Source organism: Microcystis sp. M015S2, assembly GCF_020245945.1.
Classification (GTDB): domain Bacteria; phylum Cyanobacteriota; class Cyanobacteriia; order Cyanobacteriales; family Microcystaceae; genus Microcystis.
In genome coordinates this window covers 23794-47281 of record NZ_JADBTX010000022.1, presented here as the reverse complement: position 1 = coordinate 47281, position 23488 = coordinate 23794, and the positions used below count along the sequence as shown (strand labels likewise).

19 protein-coding genes and 1 pseudogene are annotated in these 23488 nt (G+C 45.1%); 6 read left to right on the top strand and 14 right to left on the bottom strand.

What is annotated here, in order from left to right:
• The first annotated feature begins 109 nt into the window (after nucleotides 1-109).
• Nucleotides 110-1108 carry an adenosine kinase gene (locus IM473_RS05400; RefSeq protein ID WP_287658109.1) on the top strand — a complete coding sequence of 333 codons (999 nt, stop codon included), beginning with the start codon at nucleotides 110-112 and terminating at the stop codon, nucleotides 1106-1108.
• A gap of 203 nt (nucleotides 1109-1311) precedes the next feature.
• On the opposite strand, the gene IM473_RS05395 is transcribed toward IM473_RS05400, so the two are convergent.
• The 9 genes from IM473_RS05395 to IM473_RS05355 form a co-directional block, all read right to left on the bottom strand.
• Nucleotides 1312-1686 carry a DUF5615 family PIN-like protein gene (locus IM473_RS05395; protein ID WP_287658108.1) on the bottom strand — a complete coding sequence of 125 codons (375 nt, stop codon included), beginning with the start codon at nucleotides 1684-1686 and terminating at the stop codon, nucleotides 1312-1314.
• Nucleotides 1670-1912: a DUF433 domain-containing protein gene (locus IM473_RS05390; RefSeq protein ID WP_002761871.1), complete on the bottom strand. Its 243-nt coding sequence runs from the start codon at nucleotides 1910-1912 to the stop codon at nucleotides 1670-1672. Before IM473_RS05390 ends, IM473_RS05395 begins: the two co-directional genes overlap by 17 nt.
• 586 nt (nucleotides 1913-2498) lie before the next feature.
• Nucleotides 2499-3200 (bottom strand): lecithin retinol acyltransferase family protein, encoded by a 702-nt coding sequence (locus IM473_RS05385; RefSeq protein WP_287658107.1) that lies wholly within the window; start codon nucleotides 3198-3200, stop codon nucleotides 2499-2501.
• 465 nt (nucleotides 3201-3665) lie between these two features.
• Nucleotides 3666-4061, bottom strand: a complete 396-nt coding sequence (locus IM473_RS05380) for a DUF5615 family PIN-like protein (RefSeq protein WP_287658106.1) — start codon at nucleotides 4059-4061, stop codon at nucleotides 3666-3668.
• A complete protein-coding gene (locus IM473_RS05375) occupies nucleotides 4058-4432 on the bottom strand; it encodes a DUF433 domain-containing protein (protein ID WP_287658105.1) in 375 nt (124 codons plus the stop codon). Before IM473_RS05375 ends, IM473_RS05380 begins: the two co-directional genes overlap by 4 nt.
• Nucleotides 4433-4937: 505 nt before the next feature.
• Nucleotides 4938-5717 carry a hypothetical protein gene (locus tag IM473_RS05370; protein ID WP_287658104.1) on the bottom strand — a complete coding sequence of 260 codons (780 nt, stop codon included), beginning with the start codon at nucleotides 5715-5717 and terminating at the stop codon, nucleotides 4938-4940.
• Between the two features lie 422 nt (nucleotides 5718-6139).
• Nucleotides 6140-6604, bottom strand: a complete 465-nt coding sequence (locus tag IM473_RS05365; protein WP_287658103.1) for a DUF29 domain-containing protein — start codon at nucleotides 6602-6604, stop codon at nucleotides 6140-6142.
• A gap of 43 nt (nucleotides 6605-6647) precedes the next feature.
• Entirely contained in the window at nucleotides 6648-7631 is a 984-nt protein-coding gene (gene msrP, locus IM473_RS05360) for a protein-methionine-sulfoxide reductase catalytic subunit MsrP (protein ID WP_287658102.1), read from the bottom strand.
• A gap of 85 nt (nucleotides 7632-7716) precedes the next feature.
• Nucleotides 7717-9102, bottom strand: a complete 1386-nt coding sequence (locus IM473_RS05355; RefSeq protein ID WP_287658120.1) for a cytochrome P450 — start codon at nucleotides 9100-9102, stop codon at nucleotides 7717-7719.
• Between the two features lie 391 nt (nucleotides 9103-9493).
• Between IM473_RS05355 and IM473_RS05350 the strand changes: the two genes are divergently transcribed.
• Complete coding sequence (locus IM473_RS05350; protein WP_287658101.1) at nucleotides 9494-10249, top strand: TVP38/TMEM64 family protein; 756 nt, start codon at nucleotides 9494-9496, stop codon at nucleotides 10247-10249.
• Nucleotides 10250-10254: 5 nt separating this feature from the next.
• Here the strand turns inward: IM473_RS05350 and rnhB are convergent, their stop codons facing one another.
• The 4 genes from rnhB to IM473_RS05330 all read right to left on the bottom strand — a co-directional run bounded on the left by rnhB (nucleotide 10255) and on the right by IM473_RS05330 (nucleotide 15052).
• Nucleotides 10255-10878, bottom strand: coding sequence for a ribonuclease HII (gene rnhB / locus IM473_RS05345; RefSeq protein ID WP_287658100.1), 624 nt, complete (start codon nucleotides 10876-10878; stop codon nucleotides 10255-10257).
• Entirely contained in the window at nucleotides 10875-13046 is a 2172-nt protein-coding gene (rne, locus tag IM473_RS05340; protein ID WP_287658099.1) for a ribonuclease E, read from the bottom strand. Before rne ends, rnhB begins: the two co-directional genes overlap by 4 nt.
• Before the next feature lie 676 nt (nucleotides 13047-13722).
• Nucleotides 13723-13926: a hypothetical protein gene (locus tag IM473_RS05335; protein ID WP_287658098.1), complete on the bottom strand. Its 204-nt coding sequence runs from the start codon at nucleotides 13924-13926 to the stop codon at nucleotides 13723-13725.
• Nucleotides 13927-14296: 370 nt separating this feature from the next.
• A complete protein-coding gene (locus tag IM473_RS05330; RefSeq protein ID WP_287658097.1) occupies nucleotides 14297-15052 on the bottom strand; it encodes a DUF2232 domain-containing protein in 756 nt (251 codons plus the stop codon).
• A gap of 347 nt (nucleotides 15053-15399) precedes the next feature.
• On the opposite strand from IM473_RS05330, the pseudogene IM473_RS05325 reads away from it, so the two are divergent.
• The 4 genes and pseudogenes from IM473_RS05325 to IM473_RS05310 form a co-directional block, all read left to right on the top strand.
• Nucleotides 15400-15682, top strand: a pseudogene (locus IM473_RS05325) (transposase DNA-binding-containing protein); the annotation flags it as partial.
• 337 nt (nucleotides 15683-16019) lie between these two features.
• Nucleotides 16020-16859, top strand: coding sequence for a ribosome biogenesis GTPase YlqF (gene ylqF / locus IM473_RS05320; protein ID WP_287658096.1), 840 nt, complete (start codon nucleotides 16020-16022; stop codon nucleotides 16857-16859).
• 734 nt (nucleotides 16860-17593) lie between these two features.
• Complete coding sequence (locus tag IM473_RS05315; protein WP_287658095.1) at nucleotides 17594-20449, top strand: HEAT repeat domain-containing protein; 2856 nt, start codon at nucleotides 17594-17596, stop codon at nucleotides 20447-20449.
• 120 nt (nucleotides 20450-20569) lie between these two features.
• The gene (locus IM473_RS05310; RefSeq protein ID WP_287658094.1) at nucleotides 20570-22054 is read left to right on the top strand and encodes a glutamate synthase subunit beta; all 1485 of its coding nucleotides are present in this window, start codon (nucleotides 20570-20572) and stop codon (nucleotides 22052-22054) included.
• Between the two features lie 407 nt (nucleotides 22055-22461).
• Here the strand turns inward: IM473_RS05310 and rpaA are convergent, their stop codons facing one another.
• Nucleotides 22462-23202, bottom strand: a complete 741-nt coding sequence (rpaA, locus tag IM473_RS05305; protein ID WP_002798623.1) for a two component system response regulator RpaA — start codon at nucleotides 23200-23202, stop codon at nucleotides 22462-22464.
• Nucleotides 23203-23488 lie beyond the last annotated feature (286 nt).

Sequence of the window (23488 nt, the reverse complement as noted above, 5' to 3'; positions counted from 1 at the left end):
ACCGATAATTTTTGTTTATGGTATTCTCTGGCTGAAAAAAGCCCCTAGCTTTTTGCCCCTTCTTTCCCTAATATCAGTAACAAAGTATTTTTAGGCGATCGACTAAATTATGGGCAAACAATACAACGTTTATGGGATCGGTAACGCGCTCGTCGATATGGAATTTCAAGTCTCTCCTGAATTACTGCAAGAATTAGGCATCGATAAAGGAGTGATGACACTGGTGGACGAAAATCGTCAAACCCAGTTGATGGAAAAATTGGCTCTTGATTGTAAACGCAGCGGTGGCGGATCGGCGGCGAATACCCTAGTAGCGATCGCTCAGTTGGGGGGTAGAGGTTTCTATTCTTGTAAAGTGGGCAATGACGAATTAGGTAAGTTTTATCTGCAAGATCTGCGGGCCTGTGGTTTGCATACCAATGAACACGGCGGCGAAAAAGAGGTGGGAATCACGGGAAAATGTCTAGTTTTTGTGACTCCCGATGCCGATCGCACCATGAATACTTTTCTCGGCATCACCGGGGAAATTTCCGAACGGGAATTAGTCCCTTCAGCGATCGCTAATGCCGATTATCTCTATCTCGAAGGTTATCTCGTCACCTCTCCCACTGCCAAAGCTGCCGCTATTAAAGGGCGAGAAATTGCTCAGGCTGCTGGAGTCAAAACCGCTTTATCCCTGTCGGATCCCAATATGGCGATCTTCTTCCGAGAGGGATTACTGGAAATGATCGGAACGGGGTTAGATTTCGTTTTCGCTAATGAGTCGGAAGCTTTGACTATTTCCGGCAGCGAGGAAATCGAGTCAGCGATCGCCTATTTTAAAACCATTGCCAAAGGATTCGCTATCACCCGGGGTGCCAATGGTTCTTTGATCTATGATGGCGAAAATCTCCTGGAAATTGACTCCCATCCCGTACAAGCGATCGATACCGTCGGCGCGGGGGATATGTACGCAGGTGCGTTTCTCTACGGTATTACCCACGGTATGGGTTACAAAGGGGCGGGAAATCTCGCTTCTCTAGCGGCTGCCCGGGTGGTTTCTACTTTTGGGGCGCGTTTACAAACCGAGGAAATTCAATCCCTGCGCGATTCGATCGTTTTGGGATAGGTTTTGTCGGTGATCAGCTTTCAGTCAGTGGTCAGGTTTTTTCTCTCTGCTCCCTGCTCATAGACAGTCTTAACCAGTAATTTAGATAGTTATACTAAATCCTGTTTAAAAGGTATAGGAGAGTGGGGAGAAGGGAGCGGGTTTTTCAAGTTGGATTGGGAGTTAATCATGCTATTAAAAACCGATTCAGTATAACGTTTCCGTTAGACATCAGACACTAATGGTAAACGACGAATACGAATACGGCTTGGCTCAACCGTAATGGCTGATCCTTGTTCTAAATCCTCCTCGCACTCAGCGATTACTGTCAACAAAAGATTCGTAAGTGCTTGGGCGCGTAATCTTTCAACCCGAATGCGAATGACTGAAGGAGTATTCGCCCCATCAAGTGCCAGCAATGTATGGAAATCCGCATCGAGAGTAGCAACAACCCGTCCCTCGTCTCTAGCCCTTTGGATAATGTCTGAGTCTTCAGCTTCAGACATCCCTATTTGGCCAACATGAATAGTGTCGATCCCAGCATCACATAATAAAGTTGCCGCAGAAAGCGGTAGTCCCTGATCAAGCAACAGCTTCATAGCGATTAGGAAGTTCAATGATGCGATCATCCAAGTAAGAAGAGGCAAAAATTAGGGCTTGTCGAATATCTTCATCCTCCAGTTCGGGAAACTCTTGATGTAATTCTGCTCGATCGGGATAAGTTGCCAGTAGCTCAATCACTCGACGAACCGTAAGGCGAAGATTACGGATGCAGGGTTGCCCATTCATACGGTTTGGATTGCTCGTAATACGATCTAGTTTCATTAGAGTAATTCTATTGCTTCATGATCACTTTAACCTTTAGCGGGGTAAGCAATGCCTGAAAAACATCCTCCACATATCCATTCTCCGTCATCAGATAAACCGCCACCCATACTATCTTTATATCACGCCCAAAAGCGTGTTAGCCAGATTAGCCCACACCGCACTTAAACCCACAGCTTCAATCAAGGTGCATGGTGCGTTCCCCAAAATCTATTAGTGGAGCAGTAAGAGCCACATTAGGGAACGCACCCTACAAGATCGGCGATCTGCTACGCAGTGCCTTCGGCATCGCACTGTTGAAGTTCTTGGGGAGACATATATATAGCGTTTCTGATTCACAAGAGGTACATTCCCGATCCTGAAAAGCTTAATCAGCAAAGGTTTAAGTGTGCCGCACAGATGCGAGAACCGCTATATTGAAATTTCTTAACTATATCTACAAATGGCTTTTTGGGTTTTAATTTTTGCAGGATTGAAGTCAAGCTAACGTTTCGGGTCAGCGGTTGCCAAAACCTTTGCATCCCACATAAGCGGCTTCGCTCAATCCGCTGCACCCGAATTGTTAGACAGATACATACTACTAGATTCAGCATCCACGCAACTGCCGAACAATGCCCAAAATTTCACCCCTTCCAAAGAACGCACCAAAATACGCTAAAACAATCGAGTCATAACTTAACTCAAAATTTTTCGACTTGGGAACAGAACTTACGTATAAATGTTGTCCTCCTAAAGAATGGCTCAGATGATACGTATAGTAACCATCTCTTAATTGGCTAACAAAGACAGAATTCTCAAAATCCTTTTTTGACAAGCGCACAGGACCGCAGTACTTGCACCTGAGTAATGAATCACGCAATTGGCTGAGATCATAAATCATAGGCTGGCTAGTGAATGGATCTTTATCTGTAAACAGATGCAAAACGCTTTGCTCAGAATTTAACGTTTGTCCAGTGACATAATTTGCAAAATGTTCGCAGTTACGGTGTCCTAAATGGTAGTCAATTCCTGTGGTCACCTGGTTAATGCGTTCGAGTATTAATTGCTTACTTGTTCCAGTGCGCTTTTCTAGAGTAATGTCTTGAAATTTCCCATTACTTCCTAGCCACTTGTACTCTGAGCCAACTTTGAATAGTTCTTTTTTCTCCACATGCCCCTTTCCACCCATCCACGACATTCCGTCCCACGGTCCCCATCCAACCGTTTTCCCGTCACCAATGTAAACAAAGAAATGACGAGTATGGGCAAAGAGTGGGACTGACAAAATATCTCCAATTTTAAACTGCATGAAGTTACGATGCTCTAAGAACTTCTTTGTTTGCTGTCTAACTACATATTATACAGAAACTTTCTGTATAACACTCTCTAGAGTAACGATATGGGTCAACTTTCTGTATAACACTCTCCAGAGTAACGATATGTAGAAACTTTCGGTGTATCACGCCCAAAAGCGTGTTAGCCATATTAGCATATTGCCAAAAACCTTGTTTAACTAAATTTCTGACAATTTTAGGCCAATTCTAGCGATAATTCCTCTGTCTGACCGCGCCCCTTGACAAAAATTTATAATTATTCGACCTTTAGCGATCGCTATCGGGAGATAGTTGTTTTTTGTTACAGCAGTGGGGAGAAGGGAGCGGGTTTTTCAAGTTGAATTGGCAGTTAATCATACTATTAAAAACCGATTCAGTATAAAGACCCCGTTATGCCGTGTCCCTACAGATAGACTTCAACGGCCCTAGCATTCGCCGCGTCACGGAATGAATATTCGCCTTGCGCCTCGATAGGTATCAATATCAAGCACAATCTCAACAAGACTTTCAACACACCGACCTCGATATTCGGAATCATTCAAAAGCCGATCAGCATTGCTAACGGTGATCACAGGCAATGACTCTGAGGTATTTTCTTCACGCAGGACCTGCTCTAGGGAATCTTTCCCTTCCATACTGCGATTAGCGGTAAGCAAAATCATCTGATTCTCTTGAGCAAGTCGCCAAACCGTCCTGTCATCACTGTTGATCGACAAATCCATCTCTGCAAAGGTGACGAACTGCATCGGGACGATATCAAGCCAGCCCTGAGTTGCGATCGCACCCAAGAAAACCAAGGCATGACCTTTGAGATTGTGATCAATCAAAAAAATCATACTTTCGACTCACGCTTTGCCTTAGCCACTCGAAGCTTTTCCCAAGCAGCCTCGGAGCCTGGCTTAGGTGGTTGCGCAGCAATACGGGCAACTCGCTCACGATTTTGCTCTTCATAATATTGTCGGAGTTCTTCAGCTTCTTTGAGAACTTGCTGGTACTCAGCTTCCACATCCGCACGATGAGCCTCAATATAAGCCAGGGCAGTGTTAATTTGCTCTTCCGTCAGATCAAATAATCCCTGAATGAACTTAGGTGGATATTGAGCAGTCACATAATCCATTACATCATAGAGGGTGATGCGGGTTCCTGCGATTGTCAGTCCTCGCTCTGTACGAATGATAGCGGTTTGTTTATTTGATGCGAGCGTCATAGCTATAGTCTCAGTCTTTCACCATCTCATTCCATATTACCGCATGAAAAAGCAAGGTGAGCAAACGCCCACCCTGACTACTAATTCGCAAGCTCTTTAATCCTCAACCCAGACTTTCAAAATGTATTTCAGCCTCGTTCCTGCATCTAGCCAGTAGTGAACTCCAATATCTGGCAATTCAGTATCACCAGGCCCCGGACTACAAGATCGGCGATCAAATTTAGACCACAGCTTCAATTAATGTGCATGGTGCGTTCCCCAAAATCGATCGCTGGAGCAGTGGGAGCCACATTAGGGAACGCACCCTACAGCTGATTCGAGCCAATTATTTTTATTAATAAATATTTAACACAATTCATACCAGGTAAGCAAGAGAGCTACGCCACTACTACCGAATCATTACCCTTCAGCGGACAGTAGGTAGTACACTTTGGATCATACCCTAACGCATTGCTCTGTTCCGCTGCAAGCCCTTATTAGGTGTTTTGTAAGCATTTTATAAAGATTATCCAAAATTTAGAAATTGTCGCAGATCAGAAACTAATTTTTGGTTGCTACAATTACCATGAGGTAATGCAATTTCTTTGCCAGAGTTCAGTTTTATAATAGCCTTATCTTCTATTGACATACCATTATCTTGAGTTTCAAGATCGATCGATTCAATTGCAGATAGAGGAAACTCCTCTATATTTGTGGTGCGGAACCACCTCTTGCGAGTGATTGTAAAACAGTTACGATCGAGATCGAATATACAGACTGAGAAGCTATCACGCGCTACTAAAGCTGACATTAACAACCCCATTAACAAAAATGGGCGGGAGTACAATAAAACTTCTTTCCAGCTTCCTCGGTGAATATCAAGCTGGTCTTCTGTGGGAGTTGAAATAAAGTAATTAATTTCACGGACAACTCTATTTGCTTCAAGCTCAGAACAAATACCCGGTATCATGGTAAAAACTCTAAGGGAAGCATCTTGCTTCACTACTACAGTCGGCAAGTGACAGTATTCTCCCGATTCGCTATCTCGGCTACTTGATTTTTCTGTCTTGGACATGGACAGTGCAGATAATTCAAATGAGACTCTTTCTCGTTTAAAGAATGATCCTATAGCTATTTCGCACGTTCCTTCATATAACTTTGCTCTTTGGCATGTCAACCTAAAACCATTCCCTGATAAGAAAGCTCCCAGTAACGGAATAAATGAAACAAAGCCAAAAATGATAAAAGCACCGCATAAAGGTTGCCTAAATTTGAATTGTCGAGAATTAGTTTGCTGAATACTCATAGTTGGATTTTCCACGAATTTATCTCACTAATATGACTTTGCGCTGTTTCACTGATTTTCTGATACGGCAGATCAAGGGGTTTAGCTTTAGTGGGAAGGTTCACCTAACTATTAATTATAGAGAAACTTTCCGTACAACACTCTCTGGGGTAACGATATGGGTCAACTTTCGGCATATTACCCCATTTAGGCGTGATCACCAGAAGTTTCCCCTATATCACGCCCAAAAGCGTGTTAGCCAGATTAGCATATTGCCAAAAACCTTGTTTAACTAAATTTCTGACAATTAGGCTCATTCTAGCGATGATTCCTCTGTCTGACCGCACCCCTTGACAAAAACTTACAATTATTCGACCTTTAGCGATCGCTATCGGGGGATAGTTGTTTTTTGTTACAGCAGTATGGAGCAGTCTAACTGATGGCTATATTTCCAGATTATCGCCCGCAGGAAACCAATCTTCATCGAGAATTTGTTCAAGGGAACCAATGGGAATAACGGGGAAAGTATCGAGGGGTAATTGAGTTCTAACTTGAGCCTCTTTTCTAGAAAATTGATAGCATTCCTCAAAGATTTCCAGAATATAGGGTTTTAAACTAGGGCTATCTTTAATTTCTTCGATTATTTGTCGGCGAAAGTTGAGAATTTCTCCCTTCCAGTGACCCTCATTTCTAGATTTTTCTCCTGTCCAGTAAGTTAGTTTCAGCAAATGTACCAGTAATTGAATCAAAAGATTTTCGATTTTGCGCTTTTCACTCCTTCCCATACTTGCTAATTCCTCTAGTAAATTCTCTAAATCTACCCGCTCAAACTGTCTCGCTTGCAGTTGATTAATAGTAGTTCTAATCCAGAGATAAAAGTCTTGTTCGTACAGAGTTTTATTGTCCATAGATACTTAGTTAAACTGAATAAAACGAGGATAATCATCAAAATTAACTATACAAACTAGCCACATATTCACCGTAGCCATTATAGGGCAGAGTTTCGATAATTTCCCAAGATAAATCACTTCTACTGCCGATAAATTTCTCCGTTGCTTGCGACCAACGGGGATGGGGTTTACTGGGGTTTACATTAGCCTCAAAATCGTATTCGTGAGCGTCAATTGTGTTCCAGTAGGTGGCGGGTTGTTTGGCGGTAAATTCAACTTTTACTATCGATTTTGCTCCTTTAAAACCGTATTTCCAAGGAATAACCATTCGCAAGGGTGCGCCGTGTTGTTTCGGTAAATCATGTCCGAAAATTCCCACAGCAAAGAAAGCTAATTCGTTGGCCATTTCTTCAATTCTTAAACCTTCTGTATAGGGCCAGGGTAAGGCTCCTAAATGTAATCCTGGCCCCTTGGTAATTTCGGGATCATAAAAGGAGGTAAAACGGACGAATTTAGCTTCTGGTTTTGGTTCCACCGCTGCGATTAAAGCACTCATCGGAAAACCCAGCCAAGGTAACACCATTGACCAAGCTTCCACACAACGAAAACGATAGATTCTTTCTTCGAGAGGGAAGGTTTTTTTAATAGTATCTATATCGTAGGTCTGGGGATTTTTTACCAATCCTCCCACTTCTACCGTCCAGGGATTCGTCGGTAATTTCTGCGCTTTTAACCAGATATTTTTCCCCCCTCCGAACTCATAAAAATTGTTATATCTCCCCGCTACAGTTTCGGCAACTATGGGGCGATTTACCGTTAAAAAATTCGGATTCTTGCTGAACCCTGCAATTTTAGGTAATTGCAAACTTTTTTCTAAAGCTTCCGAGGAGGAGGATTTACCACAAGCAGTTAATAATAGGGAACTCCCCGCAATTCCTGCCCCGATTAACCCCTGTAAAAAGCGACGACGGTTAAAATAAACACTTTCGGAAGTAACTTCATTTTCGGAAATTTGCCAAGATTTAGCTAAACGAATTAAGACCATAATTATCCCCAATTTTATTGACAAAAAAGCAGAGTTATGATATGGGATACCACAACTCTGATTGTACAATATTTTGTCAGTTTTTTTAAGAAATTTCGGCGAGCATGGGGGCAGTCACCAGAGGTTCCCGTCGTCCTTTTAAGACCATGGGAACTCCTCGCGAGGGAGCAAGGGTTAAACCGCGACGGCTGGGTTTTTCGGGGGTATTATTAACTAGAGTTAACTGATAATTGGCCAAAATTGTGGCGATAGCGATTTTCATCTCGTAGATAGCTAAAACTTCCCCGATACAACGACGCGCCCCACCACCAAAAGGCATATATTCGTAGGGGGTGAATTGTTTTTCTAAAAAGCGTTCTGGTTTAAAAGTATGGGAATCGGGGAAAGTTTGCTCGCGGTGGTGGGTCAGATAAATACAACCCATAAGAATTGTCCCTTTTTCTAAAGGATAACCATCTAGTTCTACCGGTTTTTCCACTACTCGCGGAAAAGTTAACATTCCCACGGGATGAATGCGTAAAGTTTCCGAACAAACTGCCGAAAGATAGGGTAATCGAGTTATGTCAATGGGGTTAGGATTATCTCCTAAAGTGGCTATTTCTTGCAGAATTTTTGCTTGAATTTCTGGATAGCGATGAGTCCAGTAGAGCGCCCAAGACATAGCGGTGGCGGTGGTTTCATGACCTGCGAATAATAAGGTCATTAATTCATCGCGCAATTCCTTATCGCTCATCGGGTTGCCTTCTTCATCCCGGGCCGACATCAGTAGTGATAAAATATCGGTGCGATTCGGGTTAGGATTAGCTTTTCTTTCGGCAATTTCTGTATAGATGATATCATCAATTTTTTCTTGGGAACGCCGGTATTTTCCCCAGGGACTCCAAGCACCCAAATCAGCCCGCAAAATTGGAAAAAATAACAAAGAAGCCATCACCGGAGAGTTAAAAATATCGAGCATTTCAGCCAGAATTTTTTTCAGGGTTTGATAACGTTCCCCTTGACTAATTCCAAAAACTGCCTCCATAATTACTTGTAAAGCAATCGCTGTGGTCGCTGAACGGGCTTTAAAAGGTTGATTTTGGGGCAATTCTGCCATTACTCTCAGGGTAATATCGCGGATTAAATCGCCGTAGAAACGCATTCTTTCCCCGTGAAAAGGTGGCAATAAAAGCTGACGGCGTTTTTTATGGATGTCCCCGTCTAACATGACGACGGAATAATCACCAATAATCGGGGCAATAATCCGATTTGCTTCCCCTGGTGCCGAAAATTGTTTCCGGTCATTAGTTAAAACCTGTTGTAGAGCCGCAGGACTACTGACAAAGATAAAATTATCTACAGTTAAACCCACTTTTGTGCTAAAAATATCGCCATGCTTGCGGGCGGCATTTTCCATAAAAGCTACGGGATTAATGATCCATTGTGCCATTTGCACGAAGGTGGGGGCTTTGACCTTGGGGAGGATTTTCATAGATTGATTGCTATATCCAATGCTAATTATTTCTAATTGTGACATTTTTTCCCCAGAGACGGCAAGGTGTAATAAGCTGCCCGCGCATTTAAATTGCTTATTGAGATGAGGCACTCTTGCACTCTTGCAAGAGGCAAAAGTAAAGGGATTAGGGGAGATTCAGCTAATCTAAGGATAGGCGGTTAAGATGCGTCTTAGCTTATCAAGTAAACAGCAAAAATTACCGGGCTGTTGCCTGTCTTATCTTCCAGGAGAGAGAGGGATTTTCTGGGAATTTTCAGGATTGCCTTTCTGGTCTAAACAATGATAATCGGGGTAGAATAGCCCCAGTTCTATTTAATTCGCTTCTATAGTTCAATCTCTCTTTTTTCATTCCTTATAGGGACTTTTTATGATTATTTCCAAGTTTTTGCCCTTAGGAAAAACTGTGATTATCAGGCATTTACTGTTATTAACTACATTTAGCCTTGTTTTTTTCCTGACTACTCCCCCCGCTTTTGCCCTCGAATCCAGTGCCTCTACCGGTTTTAACCCTCAAACTATTCTTTTCCATGCCTTAACTTGGGTGGATAGTTTGGGAGCCGTGGGAGCGATCGCGTTTATAATTATCTATATTCTAGCTACTGTGGCCTTTTTTCCAGGTTCAATCCTGACTTTAGGGGCTGGTGTGGTTTTTGGCGTGGTTTTAGGCTCTTTTTACGTCTTTATCGGGGCAACTATCGGCGCTACTGCCGCTTTTTTGGTGGGACGTTATCTGGCTAGGGGTTGGGTGGCGGAAAAAATTCAAGGTAATAATAAATTTCAAGCTATCGATGAAGCTGTGGGGAAAGAAGGTTTAAAAATAGTGCTTTTAACCCGTTTATCTCCCATATTTCCCTTTACTCTGCTCAATTATGCCTATGGTGTCACCGGGGTTTCTCTGAAAGATTATCTAATAGGTTGCGCGGGCATGATTCCGGGGACGATAATGTATGTCTATATTGGCTCTTTAGCGGGCAGTCTTGCCACTATCGGGACCTCGGCACCAGCCACTAACCCAGTTTTACTATGGACTATTCGCCTTATTGGTTTTATCGCTACCGTTGCCGTCACCCTCTACGTCACAAAAATTGCCCGTCAGGCCCTGGCATCAGTTCTCAGTGAGTAAACCCCTCAATCGCCATCCCCACCCCACTCCGTCCTTGGGTGGGGACTGACGCGGATTTGTTGACAGGGACTAAAAGAGAGCCGGTGCTGAGAAGTAAGTCCATGGTTGCCAATCGCTTCTAGGTGTTGAGCAGTGCCATAACCCTTGTGACGAGCGAGTCCATAATCGGGATAGCGTCTGTGCCAACGAGTCATTAAGTCATCGCGCCAGACTTTCGCTACGATACTAGCCGCCGCAATTACTGGGGATTTTTGATCTCCCTGAATTACCGCCTTTTGGGGGATTGACAAATCTTTAATAATGTGCTTGCCATCGATCCAGCAGAGACCGGGGGAAAGGGGTAATTTCTGGATGGCTCTGCTCATTGCCAGTAGGGAGGCATGAAAAATATTCAAGCGATCAATCTCTTTCACCGTAGCATAACCGATGCGACAAACAAAATCCCGTTGTATTTGCCGGCTCAATTTTTGCCGTTTTTGGGGGCTAAGTTGCTTACTATCCTTCACCCCCAACTCCCACAGCCGCCCAAAACAAGAGGGGACAGTGACCACTACCGCCGCCACCACGGGGCCAAATAAAGCCCCGCGCCCCACCTCATCGACACCGGCAATTAAGGGTTCTGCGCTCATGACTCATCGACAGTGGCGGAGGAACGACGACGACGACGACCCAGCACTGCGGTTTCAGCCTCTAGTTGTGGCTCCTCTGTCACCTCGGCGCTCACCGGGGTCTCTAAAGGAATGACTTCGCCGAGAAAAACTGGAGTTTCGGTCGCAATCGGTTCGGGCGTAAAAGTCACTGGCGCACTAGCTTCTTGGTCGATTTCCTGACTAACTTCGCTAGTGGTGGAACGACGACGACGGCGCACTAAGGGACGATTTTCGGCTTCCTCGCCAGTTTCCGTCGCCTCTACTGGGGCGGCGGCGGCTGTGTCCTCGACTTCTAGGGTAGGAGTCAAGGATATTTCAGGAGTGGGAGGCGTTTCTGGGTTTTCCGCCTCCCTTTCCCCTGCCAGTTTCACGGAAACAATCACCGATTTCGGGTCTTTAAACTCCTTATCCACCAGAATCAGGGGAGAAATGCCCATTAAAGAATAAACTTCCTGTTCTACCTGGGTCATTTCCACGGAAACCCGCTCCCGTTCGCTGACGGGGATATTTTTGGCGGCGCCGGCATCTTCTCCCCGTTTCGAGAGACGGGCGGGGCGTTCTCGTTTTTCCTCCAGGCGTTGTGGTTCTGATTCCGGCTCGATTTCGTTGTTAATACCGTTAGTAGAGGCTTTTTCGGTTCGTTCCTCTTTTAGCAACAGTTCCGAGGGACGACGGCGACGGCGACGGCGAGAATTATTAACCTGTTCTTGATAGTTGGGGTGGAAGGAAAGATCCATCCCTTGGGCGTTTTCTTCGGCCTCAAATTCGGAGAAAACTTCTAGATAGGGTTCGGCAGCCGCAACGCTAGGAGCGCTCTTATCGGGTAGAACTTTTGTATTAGTCGGCGTAACAACAAAGGTTTCTCTTTCCGCGCGGCTAACGGTGGGGGTTTCTAGGGCGATGGCGTTGCCTTCTCCGGGTAGATGGGCTAAATGGCCCAGTCCGCCGCAATGGTCACAGGTTTTGCCGAATAATTCATAAATGTTTTTCCCCTGACGCTTACGAGTTAATTCCACTAACCCCAATTCCGATAATTGGGCAATCTGGGGCCGGGCCTTATCGCTTTTCAGGGCCTTATTAAACAATTCCAGCAGTTTCAACTGGTCGCGACGGGAATCCATATCGATGAAGTCCACCACCACCACACCGCCGATATTTCTCAAGCGCAGTTGTCGGGCGATTTCTGTGGCAGCCTCGCTATTAGTCCAGAGTACGGTTTCTCGGGCCGTGGCCGAACGGGTAAAGGAACCGGAGTTAACATCAATTACCGTTAAAGCTTCCGTCGGTTCGATGATAATGTAGCCGCCGGATGGTAAATCAACCCGGGGTTTCAGGGCCTCGCGAATGGCGGCGTTAACCCGGAAATAGTCGAGAATTGGCTGGGTTTCCCGATGGGAGTCGATATAAACCCCTTCGAGAGCTTTGCCGCCGCCCCAGTTCGTCAATTGCTGTTTAACTCGTTTTACCGCCACCGGGTTATCAACAACAATGCGATTGACATCGGCACTGTACATATCCCGCAAAACCCTTTGAATAAAGTCATCATCGCGGTTAAGCAGGGCCGGGGCGCGGCTGCTGACGGCCATCTGTTGGATGCTCTCCCACTGTTTTTGCAGAAATTCCAAATCCTCGATAATCGCTTCTTCCGCTTTGCCTTCGGCCTCGGTGCGTACCAGCAAACCCATCCCCGCCGGTTTGACCAAAATCGCTAAAGCTCGTAAACGGGAGCGCTCGTCTTCACTGCGGATGCGACGGGAGAGATTCACCCCGCGACCATTGGGCATCAATACCAGATAACGACCGGGGAGAGTGACATTTCCCGTTAGCCGCGGTCCCTTGTTGCCGGTGGGTTCCTTCATTACCTGTACCAGCACTTTTTGCTGGGGGGCCAGTAATTCCGTGATAGCACCGGCGGTTTTTTTCAGTCTTAAGGGGCCCAGGTCGGTGACATGAATAAAGCCATTGCGTTCCGCATCGCCAATATTGACAAAGGCCGCATCTATCCCGGGGATGACATTTTCTACTAATCCTAAATAGATGTCGCCCACCTGCTGATTACCTGTGGCTACAACTAATTCCTGAATTTGATCTTCCCAAAAAACAGCCGCTATATGGTGTTGTTCGGCTATGATTATTTGTTTTGGCATTCAATTTCCTCAATCTTTCGGTTTCAAAAGCGACGGACTATGGGCTATTTGTCTATGCTTTGAGGCTACTTCTGGAAATCTGGTCTTGTTAAGAAAGTTCTAAGAAGATGAGTCCGCATCGTTAAAGCCTCATCTTGATGTTCATCTGCCTCTCAGACGTGGGAACTGAGTCTTGGTTTCAGTTGTTAAGTCTGTTTGGCAAGTGCCGGCTTGACCGACAATTAGGTAAGCACAGCCAGGAGACGAGATTTTCAATTAATCCCTGAGTCTTGCTCGATAACAGCATTTTTTATCCGTTTCCGCCGGTTCTGTCTATCAGAATCTAGGAAAAAAGGAGTTTTTGAGTTACTCCCCTCGGCAACAGGTTTCTGTGGAAGGGAAAATAGCGCACTTTTCGATTTTCCAAAAACCACGATTCTTTTAAGAAATGCTTTAATCGAGTCTTATAGACGACTATAACTCACTCGGTCACTCTCTGACAAGACGATGATCCCCTGACCAAGATAAATTTTTCGGGGTAAGAAAGGAGTCAGGGGCTATAATTCAGCAGTCAAGAGGCATGATAGGCAATAAAATAGACCTAAAAAGCTATCTAGCTGACTTTTCAGGCTAAAATTCCCTTTTTATCCCCTTTTGGCTTTCTCAAGAATTAATTAACCCGTTAGTCTAGTTGGGATTATTGACGAGATGACCAGATTGACGGTTTCCTTAAATCCCTTAATTCCTGTTCAGACAAGGCGATAACGTTCAAAACTCCCCGTAAATCCGCTTCTGACTCGATTTCTAGCAATTCTTGCAGGTAGGGACGATAACGGTATAGTCGATAACCTTTCCCCTCTAACCATCGGGCCACGGCCAAATTACGGCCTTGATTAAACACTCAATTAAAAGTTGACTGGAGATAAGCTGTTGGTAATTTAAATTGCTTGTTGAGACGAGGCAAGAGGCAGCAGTAAAGGGATTGGGGGAGATTCGGCTAATCTAAGAATAAGCGGTTTAACTACGGTTTGCTGAATAAATCTAAAAACCTTGTTGGATAATATCTTGAGGCTTTTTTGAAATCAAAAAGTTCCGGGCCTGGGAGTGATCGGGGGGAAAATTTAGGCACTTTTTCCCTGAAAATTAGGTAATTGGCCACCTCAAAACCAGTAAAACCCTACACCCCACACCCCACACCCTGTCCCCACGAAAAACTTTTTGCCGCAAACCCTAACTACGTCTTAGCTTACTGACGATAAAGCGCTAAATAATCACTCATAATCTAGTATGACCTGCACCCATTTGGGCGGACGAGAAATCGGATTCCCAAGGCGATCAAGAACTAATAACGCCACTAAATGCACGGCAAATAAGTATAATAAACTATTGACAAATATACCCACAACTGCTAACGATTGCACTTGCAGCAGCGTCGGTTTAGCGAGAATCCCTAACCAGGTGAAAATCCAATCAATAAAATTAGTCGCTTGGGTAATCACATATAACCAGAGATTTTCGCCTAAAAGAATTGAAAACAACCAAAAACGAAAGAATAAACCAAAAGCCCCCAACAGTCCCCCAGTCAAGATAGAAAATTCCCAGCGCGCACCCCGGCGCCAGCATAGCCCCAATTGTAACCCCATCAGGCCGTGGGGAATCAAAAAGACGATACTGCGAGTCGGTCCCATTAACACCGACAAAAGTAAACTAGAAACTAATGCTGTCATGCAAGCACAACGAGCGCCCCAACGTAAATAGGCTAAAGCGACAGGAATCGGGAAGAAAACCCTTAATAACGGTCCGAGGGGAAAATAATAGTCAATTAACCAGATTAAACTGGTAGCACTGGCCAAAAAAGCCGTTTCCACCGTGATCAGGGTAGCGATAGACTTGAGAGGAGATGGTTGGATAGGTTTGGCAGTGGGTTTATCTAGAGGTTGCCCCTCTTCCCCCAGATCTACCCAATTGGTTTCATCTATTGTCTCTTCTGAGGATTGAGCGGGAGAATTAGCGTTAGAATCATTCATTCTATCAGTTATCCGGTGGTCGGGACGGGTTGGCCGGTTATTCTTAGCTTAGACTTGCGACTCCCAGTCAGGCAAGAGGCAAAAAATAAGTAGGTAGGTGTTAAAAATTGTCAACCCCCCCTTATTAAGCTATCGATTAGTCAGAGCTTTCTTAACAAAAAGAGAAGAAACTAAAAAAGGGAAACGATTGATAGACATAGTTTTGAAAGAAGGAATCATGCCAAATCCGGTTGTTAAAGACTGATTATTTATTCTTCCTGTTGCCTCTTGCCTCTTGCATGAGTGCCTGTCTTGATATGTAGCCTATACTCAACGGATTTAATATCAAGGTCGAGGTGAGCAAAAAAATAGAGAAATGGGCAGCCCAAGAATTACAGTATGCAGACCTAGGGGACACGAGAAGAAAGAAAGGATTAATCAGTATCGTGGACAACTTCGCCAGCCAACCTAGTATAAATAAGTGTCTCACAAGTATCGGGAAATTTAGCCGCCGCCAGTGCCACCTACGACTTTGGGAATTCACCCTATTTTCAACCCTCAAATCTAATTGCCGCCCAAGCTAAAAGTACAGTAGAAAGAATCAAAGAACATCCAATAGTTTTGGCAGTTCAAGACAGAACCAGTTTAAACTTAATAATTGCTTCTCTTGGTTTTTTTTAGGGAGAAAAGGCGACCCTTCGGCTTCTCTCAGGCTTCGGTCGTGAGCTCAGCGTTGAAACTATTTGCTTGGAACCGCGAAGGTTAGATGATATCAGCCAGACTTGCAAACTATCTGATCAAATTAGTTCCCCCATAGAACTCCCTTGAGCCATCAGGCACACTTTTTTCTTTTTGTCAAATTTTATGTTAAGAAAGATGTGAGTAATGGATAGCTTAATAAGGGGGAATCTGACAATTTTTAAAACCTACCTACTTAGCTATCTAGGGACTATTTCTGATAAGATTTAATTTTATACTCCCATCTCCCATGTCGTTAATTCAATGGTATCCCGGTCATATTGCCAAAGCGGAAAGAAAACTCAAGGAACATCTTAAACTCGTGGATGTGGTCCTAGAAGTGCGCGATGCTCGCATTCCCTTAGCTTCCCATCATCCCCAGGTGGACGATTGGATTGGCAATAAACCGCGCTTGTTAATCTTAAATCGTCTCGATATGATTCCCGAATCTGCCCAGCAACAATGGGTAACATGGTTTAAAAGTCAAGGAGAAACCGTCTATTTTACTAACGCTAAACAGGGAGAAAGAGTCAAAGCAATTATCAAAGCGGCGGAAAAAATTGGCGATGAAATTAACCAAAAACGTCAACTGAGAGGAATGTTACCGCGTCCAGTGCGTGCCGTGGTGATCGGGTTTCCCAATGTGGGCAAATCTGCCCTGATTAACCGTTTATTAGGGCGAAAAGTCGTCGCCAGCGCCCGCAGGGCCGGAGTAACGCGACAATTACAATGGGTACGAATTTCCGACACCTTAGAACTATTAGACGCGCCGGGGGTGATTCCTTCCCGTTTAGATAATCAAAGGGATGCGGTGAAATTAGCTATCTGTGAGGATATTGGGGATGCTGGTTATGATAACCAAAGGATAGCGGCGGCTTTTGTCGATTTATTAATAGAATTACACTATGAAGGTCTTTTACAATCTCGTTATGGGTTGAATACTCTAGACATGACCGGGGAGGATTTTATCGAAACATTGGCCAATCTCAAATATCAAGAAGATAAAGAAAGGGCAGCCATGCAGTTACTCAATGATTTTCGTAAGGGAATAATCGGGGCTATCCCCTTAGAATTGCCTCCTTCCTCTTGAAATAGTCGCCGCCGCCGACCCAGTTAATCCCCGAAGCGGATAAGATTAAAGAAATCGGTAAAGTTGCGAGGATCGATCGAACTGTGAAGGAAGATAGGGAATAAACGACAGAGATAAAAAGTAACCGTTCAGGGGGGTTTCATAGCAAATCCGTTTTTGATAGTGGGAAGTGGGATTAACTGGGAATCCAACTGTAAAAACCCAGTTATGGATTGTTTCCCCCCGCTCCCCTATACCTTTTAAACAGGATTTTGTATTACTAGGGTTTGCCAATCTGGGTTTTAAATGACTTGTGAAACAGCTGCAATACAAGCAAAACACATTTATATATAGACATACCGAGTTGGGTTAGACCAAAAAATATACGAGAAAATATTTACTGAAGATTAGACATCTCCAAGAGCGACAACCCAATCACGGCTCGCCTTGACACCTTGTACTAACAAAGTAGTTTAATGGCTAAAATCTATGTCTTTCGCTACTATCATTTCTCTGCCTAGAGTCCTAGAAGAGCGATATAGTTCTTCTCGTTGTGCCAGCAAGTTTGAGGGAGCCTTTATCTTTTCGTTGATTTTAACAAATATCTATTAATTATTGTTAAGTATTAGAGATTTAAAAAAATTATAACGATAGAATGGGTTCGAGGCTTAGATGGGCTGTAGAGCAGGGTAGTTATTTATTTAAAAACTTAAGGATGTAGTCTTTTTGTTTTATATTAGTTGGGAGGTAAAACCATGAATAAACATCTCCGTTATTCACCGTTGACTGGGATAAGTGCCACGTTGTTGAGCCTAGTTTCCCTCTTAAATTCTTCCGGTAGTGCTGGGGCTGTTACCTGTACCCTGGAACAAATAAATTCTCCAGAAGTTAAATCTAAAATTGAACAGATCAAGACTAAAACCTTGTCACAACAGTTACAAATAGTTAATCAATGGAGTAAAGACTTATATCCCCTGAGCGATTGGGAAGGAAAACGACAGGACCCGATCTTCTGTTCGGTAATTGCCACGGTTCAAGAATCGACCGTACCCTTAGAAGTCAGGAAAAATGCCGCTTATGTTTTGAGGGGCATCGGCACAGAGGCAGAAGATGCCATACCCCCACTAAAAGAGCTGCTCCTCGATCCCTCTCAACCCCCCGAAATGCGGAAAAGTGTCATTTGGGCGTTGCGAGGCATTGGGGCGATCCCCGTAGTCCATGAACTGGTAGAGGTGCTAAAAAACCCAGATAATAACGATGAACTGCGGGGATTAGCGATAGAAACCCTCGTGAGTATTTTTGATATCGATAAAAATGTACCTAAAAATGCGGGGGCGATTCCGATACTCGAAGGTATCCTGAAACAAGATACCAATAGTCATCTGCGCGCTAGTGCGGCCAAAGCTTTAGGACAAATTGTCACCCCAGACCTAGCTTTAGTAGAACTTTTTCATCAAGCTTTAGGTGACCCCTCTTGGGTTGTCCGCAAAGAAGCCGCCGATGCTTTGGGCAGAATCGCCCAAAATAGCAAAGATAGCGGGATTCGTAAAGCTCTTCAAGAGACTATCCCCGAACTTCGCACGGCTTTAGACGACCGAAATTATACCCTACGCTCCTATGTCGCTTCCGCTTTAGGACAAATAGGAGGCAGTGATCGCGAAACCCTAGGGAAATTGCGTGACATCCTAGAAAACGATCCCAATTCAATCGTTAGAGGTGATGCGGCCGCCGCTTTGGGGATGCTAATAGCACAAAAAGATACTTTTGATTTCAACAGCGATCAAAAAACCCTCGAAAGCCTTACCAAGGCTTTGGATGAAGAACAGCCCAAAGCTGCTCAAGCGATAGCGGCGATCGCTCAGAGTTTTCCCGATCAGGCCCGGAACAACAAAATCGATGTTAAGAAAGCGATCGATTCTTTGAATGAAGCCTTGGCAGCCCTGAAAGAGAAGCAGTCTCTTTATGAACAGGAGATTAGAAAAACCGAGCAACAGCTAGAGATTCTCAGAATGATCCAAGCAGAACAGTTTATCCTACACGATATACTCAAAAATCCCTGGGCATGGGCCGTGGTGATTGTACTGAGTTCCTACGGTGGAATGTTCTGGTTAAAACCACTCTGGTTATTGAAACTCGATGATGATTTGTTAGGGACATTGGAAACCGCCTCCAAGATTAGCAATCCGCTCGTTTCCGAGATCGGTTCTGTAACGGTGACTTTTTTACGTTTACTCTCTCCCCTCAAATATCATGGACGAGTTTTAGATGCTTGGGTGGCGGTTCACATCAAATCGGTACGAGAAGCCTTTCAACAAAAAGACACGGTAGAAAAAAGACTGGTTCACGTTCCTAGTCCAGTAGTTTTAAATGAACGGATGACCATCGCCCAACTCACTCCCAAACACCTGCAAAATACCTTTGCCACACAAAAAAACCTGTTGATTTGGGGTGAAGGCGGTTCAGGCAAAACCAGTCTTGCCTGTCAGATTGCCCAATGGGCGATGTCCGAGGACGAAAACGAGCGAATCCTTAAACATCGAATGTTACCGGTACTGATCGAAGACGATCTCGATCCCGACCCCGATCACGATAAATGTCCCTTTACCGATGCGATTTTGGGACAACTCAACGACGAGTTAGGACAAGATACCGACCCTATTTCGGCAAAACTTCTCGAACAACTGCTTAGAAAACAGCGTATCCTCGTTATTGTCGATCATCTCTCGGAAATGAGTACCGAAACCCGCGATCTCATTCGTCCGGAAATGCCCGATTGTCCCGCCAAGGCTTTGCTAATTACCTCTCGCCTTCGGGAAGTCCTCGGTCATGTTGTTAAAACTACCATTCAACCCCTGCGGATTGAAGGTAATCACCTATCGTCTTTCATGGATGCTTATCTGAGGGAACGAGGCAAACGGGAACTCTTTCCCGATCCTGAATTTTTCGATGCCTGTCGTCACCTATCTCAGATCGTCGACCGCGGCAATATCACCGTCTTCTTGGCGAAACTTTATGCCGAACAAATGATCGCCTCTAAAGTGGAATCAGCCCAAACTCTGACCGCCTCGTTGCCCGATAACGTCCCTGATTTAATGCTTCATTATATTAACGAACTGAATCGGGATGTCCACAAAGATAAATTAGAAGATCGCATAGTACAGAAAACAGCGAAAATTGTGGCTTGGGAATGCTTGAAAAGTACCTATCAGCCGAACACCGCCGCAATTGAAGATATTTTGCTGGCTTTGGCCGATAATACCGCAGAAATTCGCCTAAAATATCTGGAACAACGCCTACATCTTATCCAAATCGTCGGACCTGCCCAAGATCGTCTCCGTTTCGCTCTCGATCCCATCGCTGAATATTTAGCGGCTTTGCACCTGCTCGACCTCTATCGGGATAATGATAGTCAATGGTGGGAATGGCTAAAACACCTAGACACCACACCCAAAGGTTTTTTAATCGCCCTGCGCGATTGTTGTCAGGTAAAAGGCCAAGAAGCCAAAGTTCCTGACTTTGTCCTCGAAAAACTAGCTCCTATCAATGGAAAAACCGTTAATGTACCCGAATTTTTACCTAGCTCAATCGGTAATCCCCTAGTCTTATCCTAGCCAAGAGCATCTCTCCTTTGCCCCACCCTCCTAGATTTTATTAAAGAAATCGGTAAAGTTGCGAGGATCGATCGAACTGTGAAGGAAGATAGGGAATAAACGACAGAGATAACAAAGACTATGGGCAAACCGACTGGCTTTATCGAATTCCTGCGTGAACTTCCTTCCGAACTTACCCCCCTCGATCGCCTTCATAATTGGGATGAGTTTCATCTTCCCATGCCAGAAGATAAACTCCGCAATCAGGCCGCCCGTTGTATGGATTGTGGTACACCATTTTGTCACACGGGAACGCTAATTAGTGGCATGGCCAGTGGTTGCCCGATTAATAACCTGATTCCCGAATGGAATGATTTAATCTATCGAGGATTGTGGCGAGAAGCCCTCGATCGCCTTCATAAAACCAATAATTTCCCCGAATTTACCGGTAGAGTCTGCCCCGCTCCCTGTGAGGGTTCCTGTGTTCTCGGTATTCATAATCCCCCCGTTACGATCAAAAATATTGAATGTTCAATTATTGACAAAGGTTGGGAATCCGGTTGGATTACTGCCAATCCCCCCGCCATCCGTACCGGCAAAAAAGTGGCCGTGATCGGTTCTGGACCTGCTGGATTAGCGGCCGCCGACCAGTTAAATAAAGCCGGTCACTGGGTGACAGTTTATGAACGGGCCGATCGCCCCGGGGGGCTATTAATGTACGGTATCCCCAACATGAAGTTAGATAAGGAAGAAGTCGTTCTGCGTCGTCTCCAGATGCTCGAACAGGAAGGGGTAAAAATGGTCTGTAACACGGAAGTGGGCAAGGATATCAGCGCCCAAGACCTATTAAACGAATACGATGCCGTGGTTATCTGTACCGGGGCCACCAAACCCCGGGATTTAAACATCGAAGGTCGCCAATTAAAGGGCATTCACTTCGCCATGGAGTTTCTCACCGCTAATACAAAAGCACTATTAGATGGACAACCGGGGGAGGATTTTATCTCGGCCGCGGGTAAAGACGTGGTAATTATCGGCGGTGGCGACACGGGAACCGACTGTGTGGGGACTTCTCTGCGTCATAACTGCCGTAGCGTCACCCAATTAGAGATCATGCCGCAACCGCCCCGAGAACGGGCCGCCGATAATCCCTGGCCCGAATGGCCGAAAATCTACCGTCTGGACTATGGACAAGAGGAAGCGGCCGCGCGTTTTGGCGATGACCCCCGGGTTTATACCACCACGGCGACTAAATTCGAGGGGGATAGCGAGGGCAACGTCACAGGGATTCACACGGTACGGGTGGAATGGCAACGCAACGAAAAAGGGCAGTTTATCCCCCAACCGGTAGCAGGAACCGAAAAATTCATCCCGACACAATTAGTTCTATTAGCCATGGGATTTTTGGGACCAGAACAGCCTTTACTCGATGATTTAGGCTTAGAAAAGGATGCTCGCAGCAATATCAAGGCCGAACACGGTCAATTTGCCACTAGCTTACCTAAAGTCTTTGCAGCGGGGGATTGTCGTCGTGGTCAAAGTTTGGTGGTTTGGGCGATTAATGAAGGCCGCGGGGCTGCCAGGGAATGCGATCGCTTTTTGATGGGGGCGACGGATTTACCGTGAACCAGTAGTTAGGGCTTGCTGAAAAAGTTTTTTGTGGGGGCAGGGTGTGGGGTGTGGGGTGTGGGGTGTAGGGTTTTACCGATTTTGAGGGGGTCAATTACCTAATTTTCAGGGAAAAAGTACCTGAATTTTCCCCCCGATCACTCCGGGATCCGGTACTTTTTGATTTCTAAAAGGTCTAAAAGTCTTACCCAACAAGGTTTTTAGATTTATTCAGCCAGCCCTAGTTACTCTCGCCATTGTCCTGACTTGCTGGGGGTGTTTTCCCCTCGTTATAGTCAGGGCTAAAAAGAGGCCTCAGCCATAGCCATCAAAACCCAACCGCCGGTCAAACCTTCTCAATCTGAAGAGGAGGAGGAGCGAGGAAACAATTGTCCCTATTGCCTATCTAGACAATTGCTCCCTGTTTAAACCGTTGCCGCCGATGAATCAAGCACCACCTGTTCATTGGTGGGTAACTCCAGACAATAACCCGCACCGTAAACGGTTTTAATATAGCGAGGGTGACGGGGATCGGGTTCTAGTTTCGTTCTCAGATGGCGAATATGAACGCGAATAGTCTCGATATCATCATCGGGATCGTATCCCCAGACCTCCTTGAGAATATCACTAGGGGAAACGGTTTGACCGTGACGTTGGAGAAGACAGTGGAGTAACTCAAATTCTAGATGGGTTAACTTGACCACACTTTCAAACCAGACTGCCTCAAAACGTTCGGGAACCAGGGTTAAAGGTCCAAAACTGAGTATTTCTGAGTGTTTAGCGGCTTGGGGAATGCGATCGGTGCGTCTGAGGAGAGCGCGTACCCTAGCTAACATTTCCTCCACCTCGAAAGGTTTGGTCAGGTAATCATCAGCACCCGCATTAAAACCTTCCACTTTATCTTGGGTTTGTCCTAAGGCTGTGAGCATCAAAATCGGGATGTCGGACGTGCGTTCATCTCGTCGCAAACGCTGACAGACAGTAAAACCATCGACTTTGGGCAGCATTAAATCCAGCATGATTAAATCGGGTTGTAACTGGACGGCCAAGGCCTGGCCTTTAATCCCGTCCTCTGCGGGATTAACGTCATAACCCGCCATCTCCAAGTTGATGGAGACTAATTCCGCGATTGCAGGATCATCATCGATTACAAGTATTCGGGGCATTACCAGAGTGTTATGACTAAGGGTTTGGGTAGGGGGTTGCTAAATGTGTTCTCGCTGACATCGCAACTAGGGCTTTGTCTCTCAAGGGCTTGAGTTTAGCACAACATAAAGAATCCTGTACTGATTATAAGCATGATTGCTAAATTCGGTTTTAATTTGTGAAATTTTGCTGATATAAGTCTCGTGAATGTTAAGAATTGCCAAGAAGTGTGAAGAATGTCGAGCAAGAATTGATATTGGTGCTAAATTATACCCTCTCTCTCCCCGAGATCAACTAGGGAGCAGT

Coding starts and splice junctions, on each gene's coding strand:
- msrP (WP_287658102.1), bottom strand. CDS start 7,631: ATGGTCTTAATTCGTTTAGCTAAATCTTGGCAAATTTCCGAAAATGAA.
- ylqF (WP_287658096.1), top strand. CDS start 16,020: ATGTCGTTAATTCAATGGTATCCCGGTCATATTGCCAAAGCGGAAAGA.
- rpaA (WP_002798623.1), bottom strand. CDS start 23,202: ATGCCCCGAATACTTGTAATCGATGATGATCCTGCAATCGCGGAATTA.
- IM473_RS05310 (WP_287658094.1), top strand. CDS start 20,570: ATGGGCAAACCGACTGGCTTTATCGAATTCCTGCGTGAACTTCCTTCC.
- IM473_RS05395 (WP_287658108.1), bottom strand. CDS start 1,686: ATGAAGCTGTTGCTTGATCAGGGACTACCGCTTTCTGCGGCAACTTTA.
- IM473_RS05385 (WP_287658107.1), bottom strand. CDS start 3,200: ATGCAGTTTAAAATTGGAGATATTTTGTCAGTCCCACTCTTTGCCCAT.
- rnhB (WP_287658100.1), bottom strand. CDS start 10,878: ATGAGCGCAGAACCCTTAATTGCCGGTGTCGATGAGGTGGGGCGCGGG.
- IM473_RS05400 (WP_287658109.1), top strand. CDS start 110: ATGGGCAAACAATACAACGTTTATGGGATCGGTAACGCGCTCGTCGAT.
- IM473_RS05315 (WP_287658095.1), top strand. CDS start 17,594: ATGAATAAACATCTCCGTTATTCACCGTTGACTGGGATAAGTGCCACG.
- IM473_RS05330 (WP_287658097.1), bottom strand. CDS start 15,052: ATGAATGATTCTAACGCTAATTCTCCCGCTCAATCCTCAGAAGAGACA.
- IM473_RS05365 (WP_287658103.1), bottom strand. CDS start 6,604: ATGGACAATAAAACTCTGTACGAACAAGACTTTTATCTCTGGATTAGA.
- IM473_RS05390 (WP_002761871.1), bottom strand. CDS start 1,912: ATGAAACTAGATCGTATTACGAGCAATCCAAACCGTATGAATGGGCAA.
- IM473_RS05355 (WP_287658120.1), bottom strand. CDS start 9,102: ATGAAAATCCTCCCCAAGGTCAAAGCCCCCACCTTCGTGCAAATGGCA.
- IM473_RS05370 (WP_287658104.1), bottom strand. CDS start 5,717: ATGAGTATTCAGCAAACTAATTCTCGACAATTCAAATTTAGGCAACCT.
- IM473_RS05350 (WP_287658101.1), top strand. CDS start 9,494: ATGATTATTTCCAAGTTTTTGCCCTTAGGAAAAACTGTGATTATCAGG.
- rne (WP_287658099.1), bottom strand. CDS start 13,046: ATGCCAAAACAAATAATCATAGCCGAACAACACCATATAGCGGCTGTT.
- IM473_RS05380 (WP_287658106.1), bottom strand. CDS start 4,061: ATGATTTTTTTGATTGATCACAATCTCAAAGGTCATGCCTTGGTTTTC.
- IM473_RS05375 (WP_287658105.1), bottom strand. CDS start 4,432: ATGACGCTCGCATCAAATAAACAAACCGCTATCATTCGTACAGAGCGA.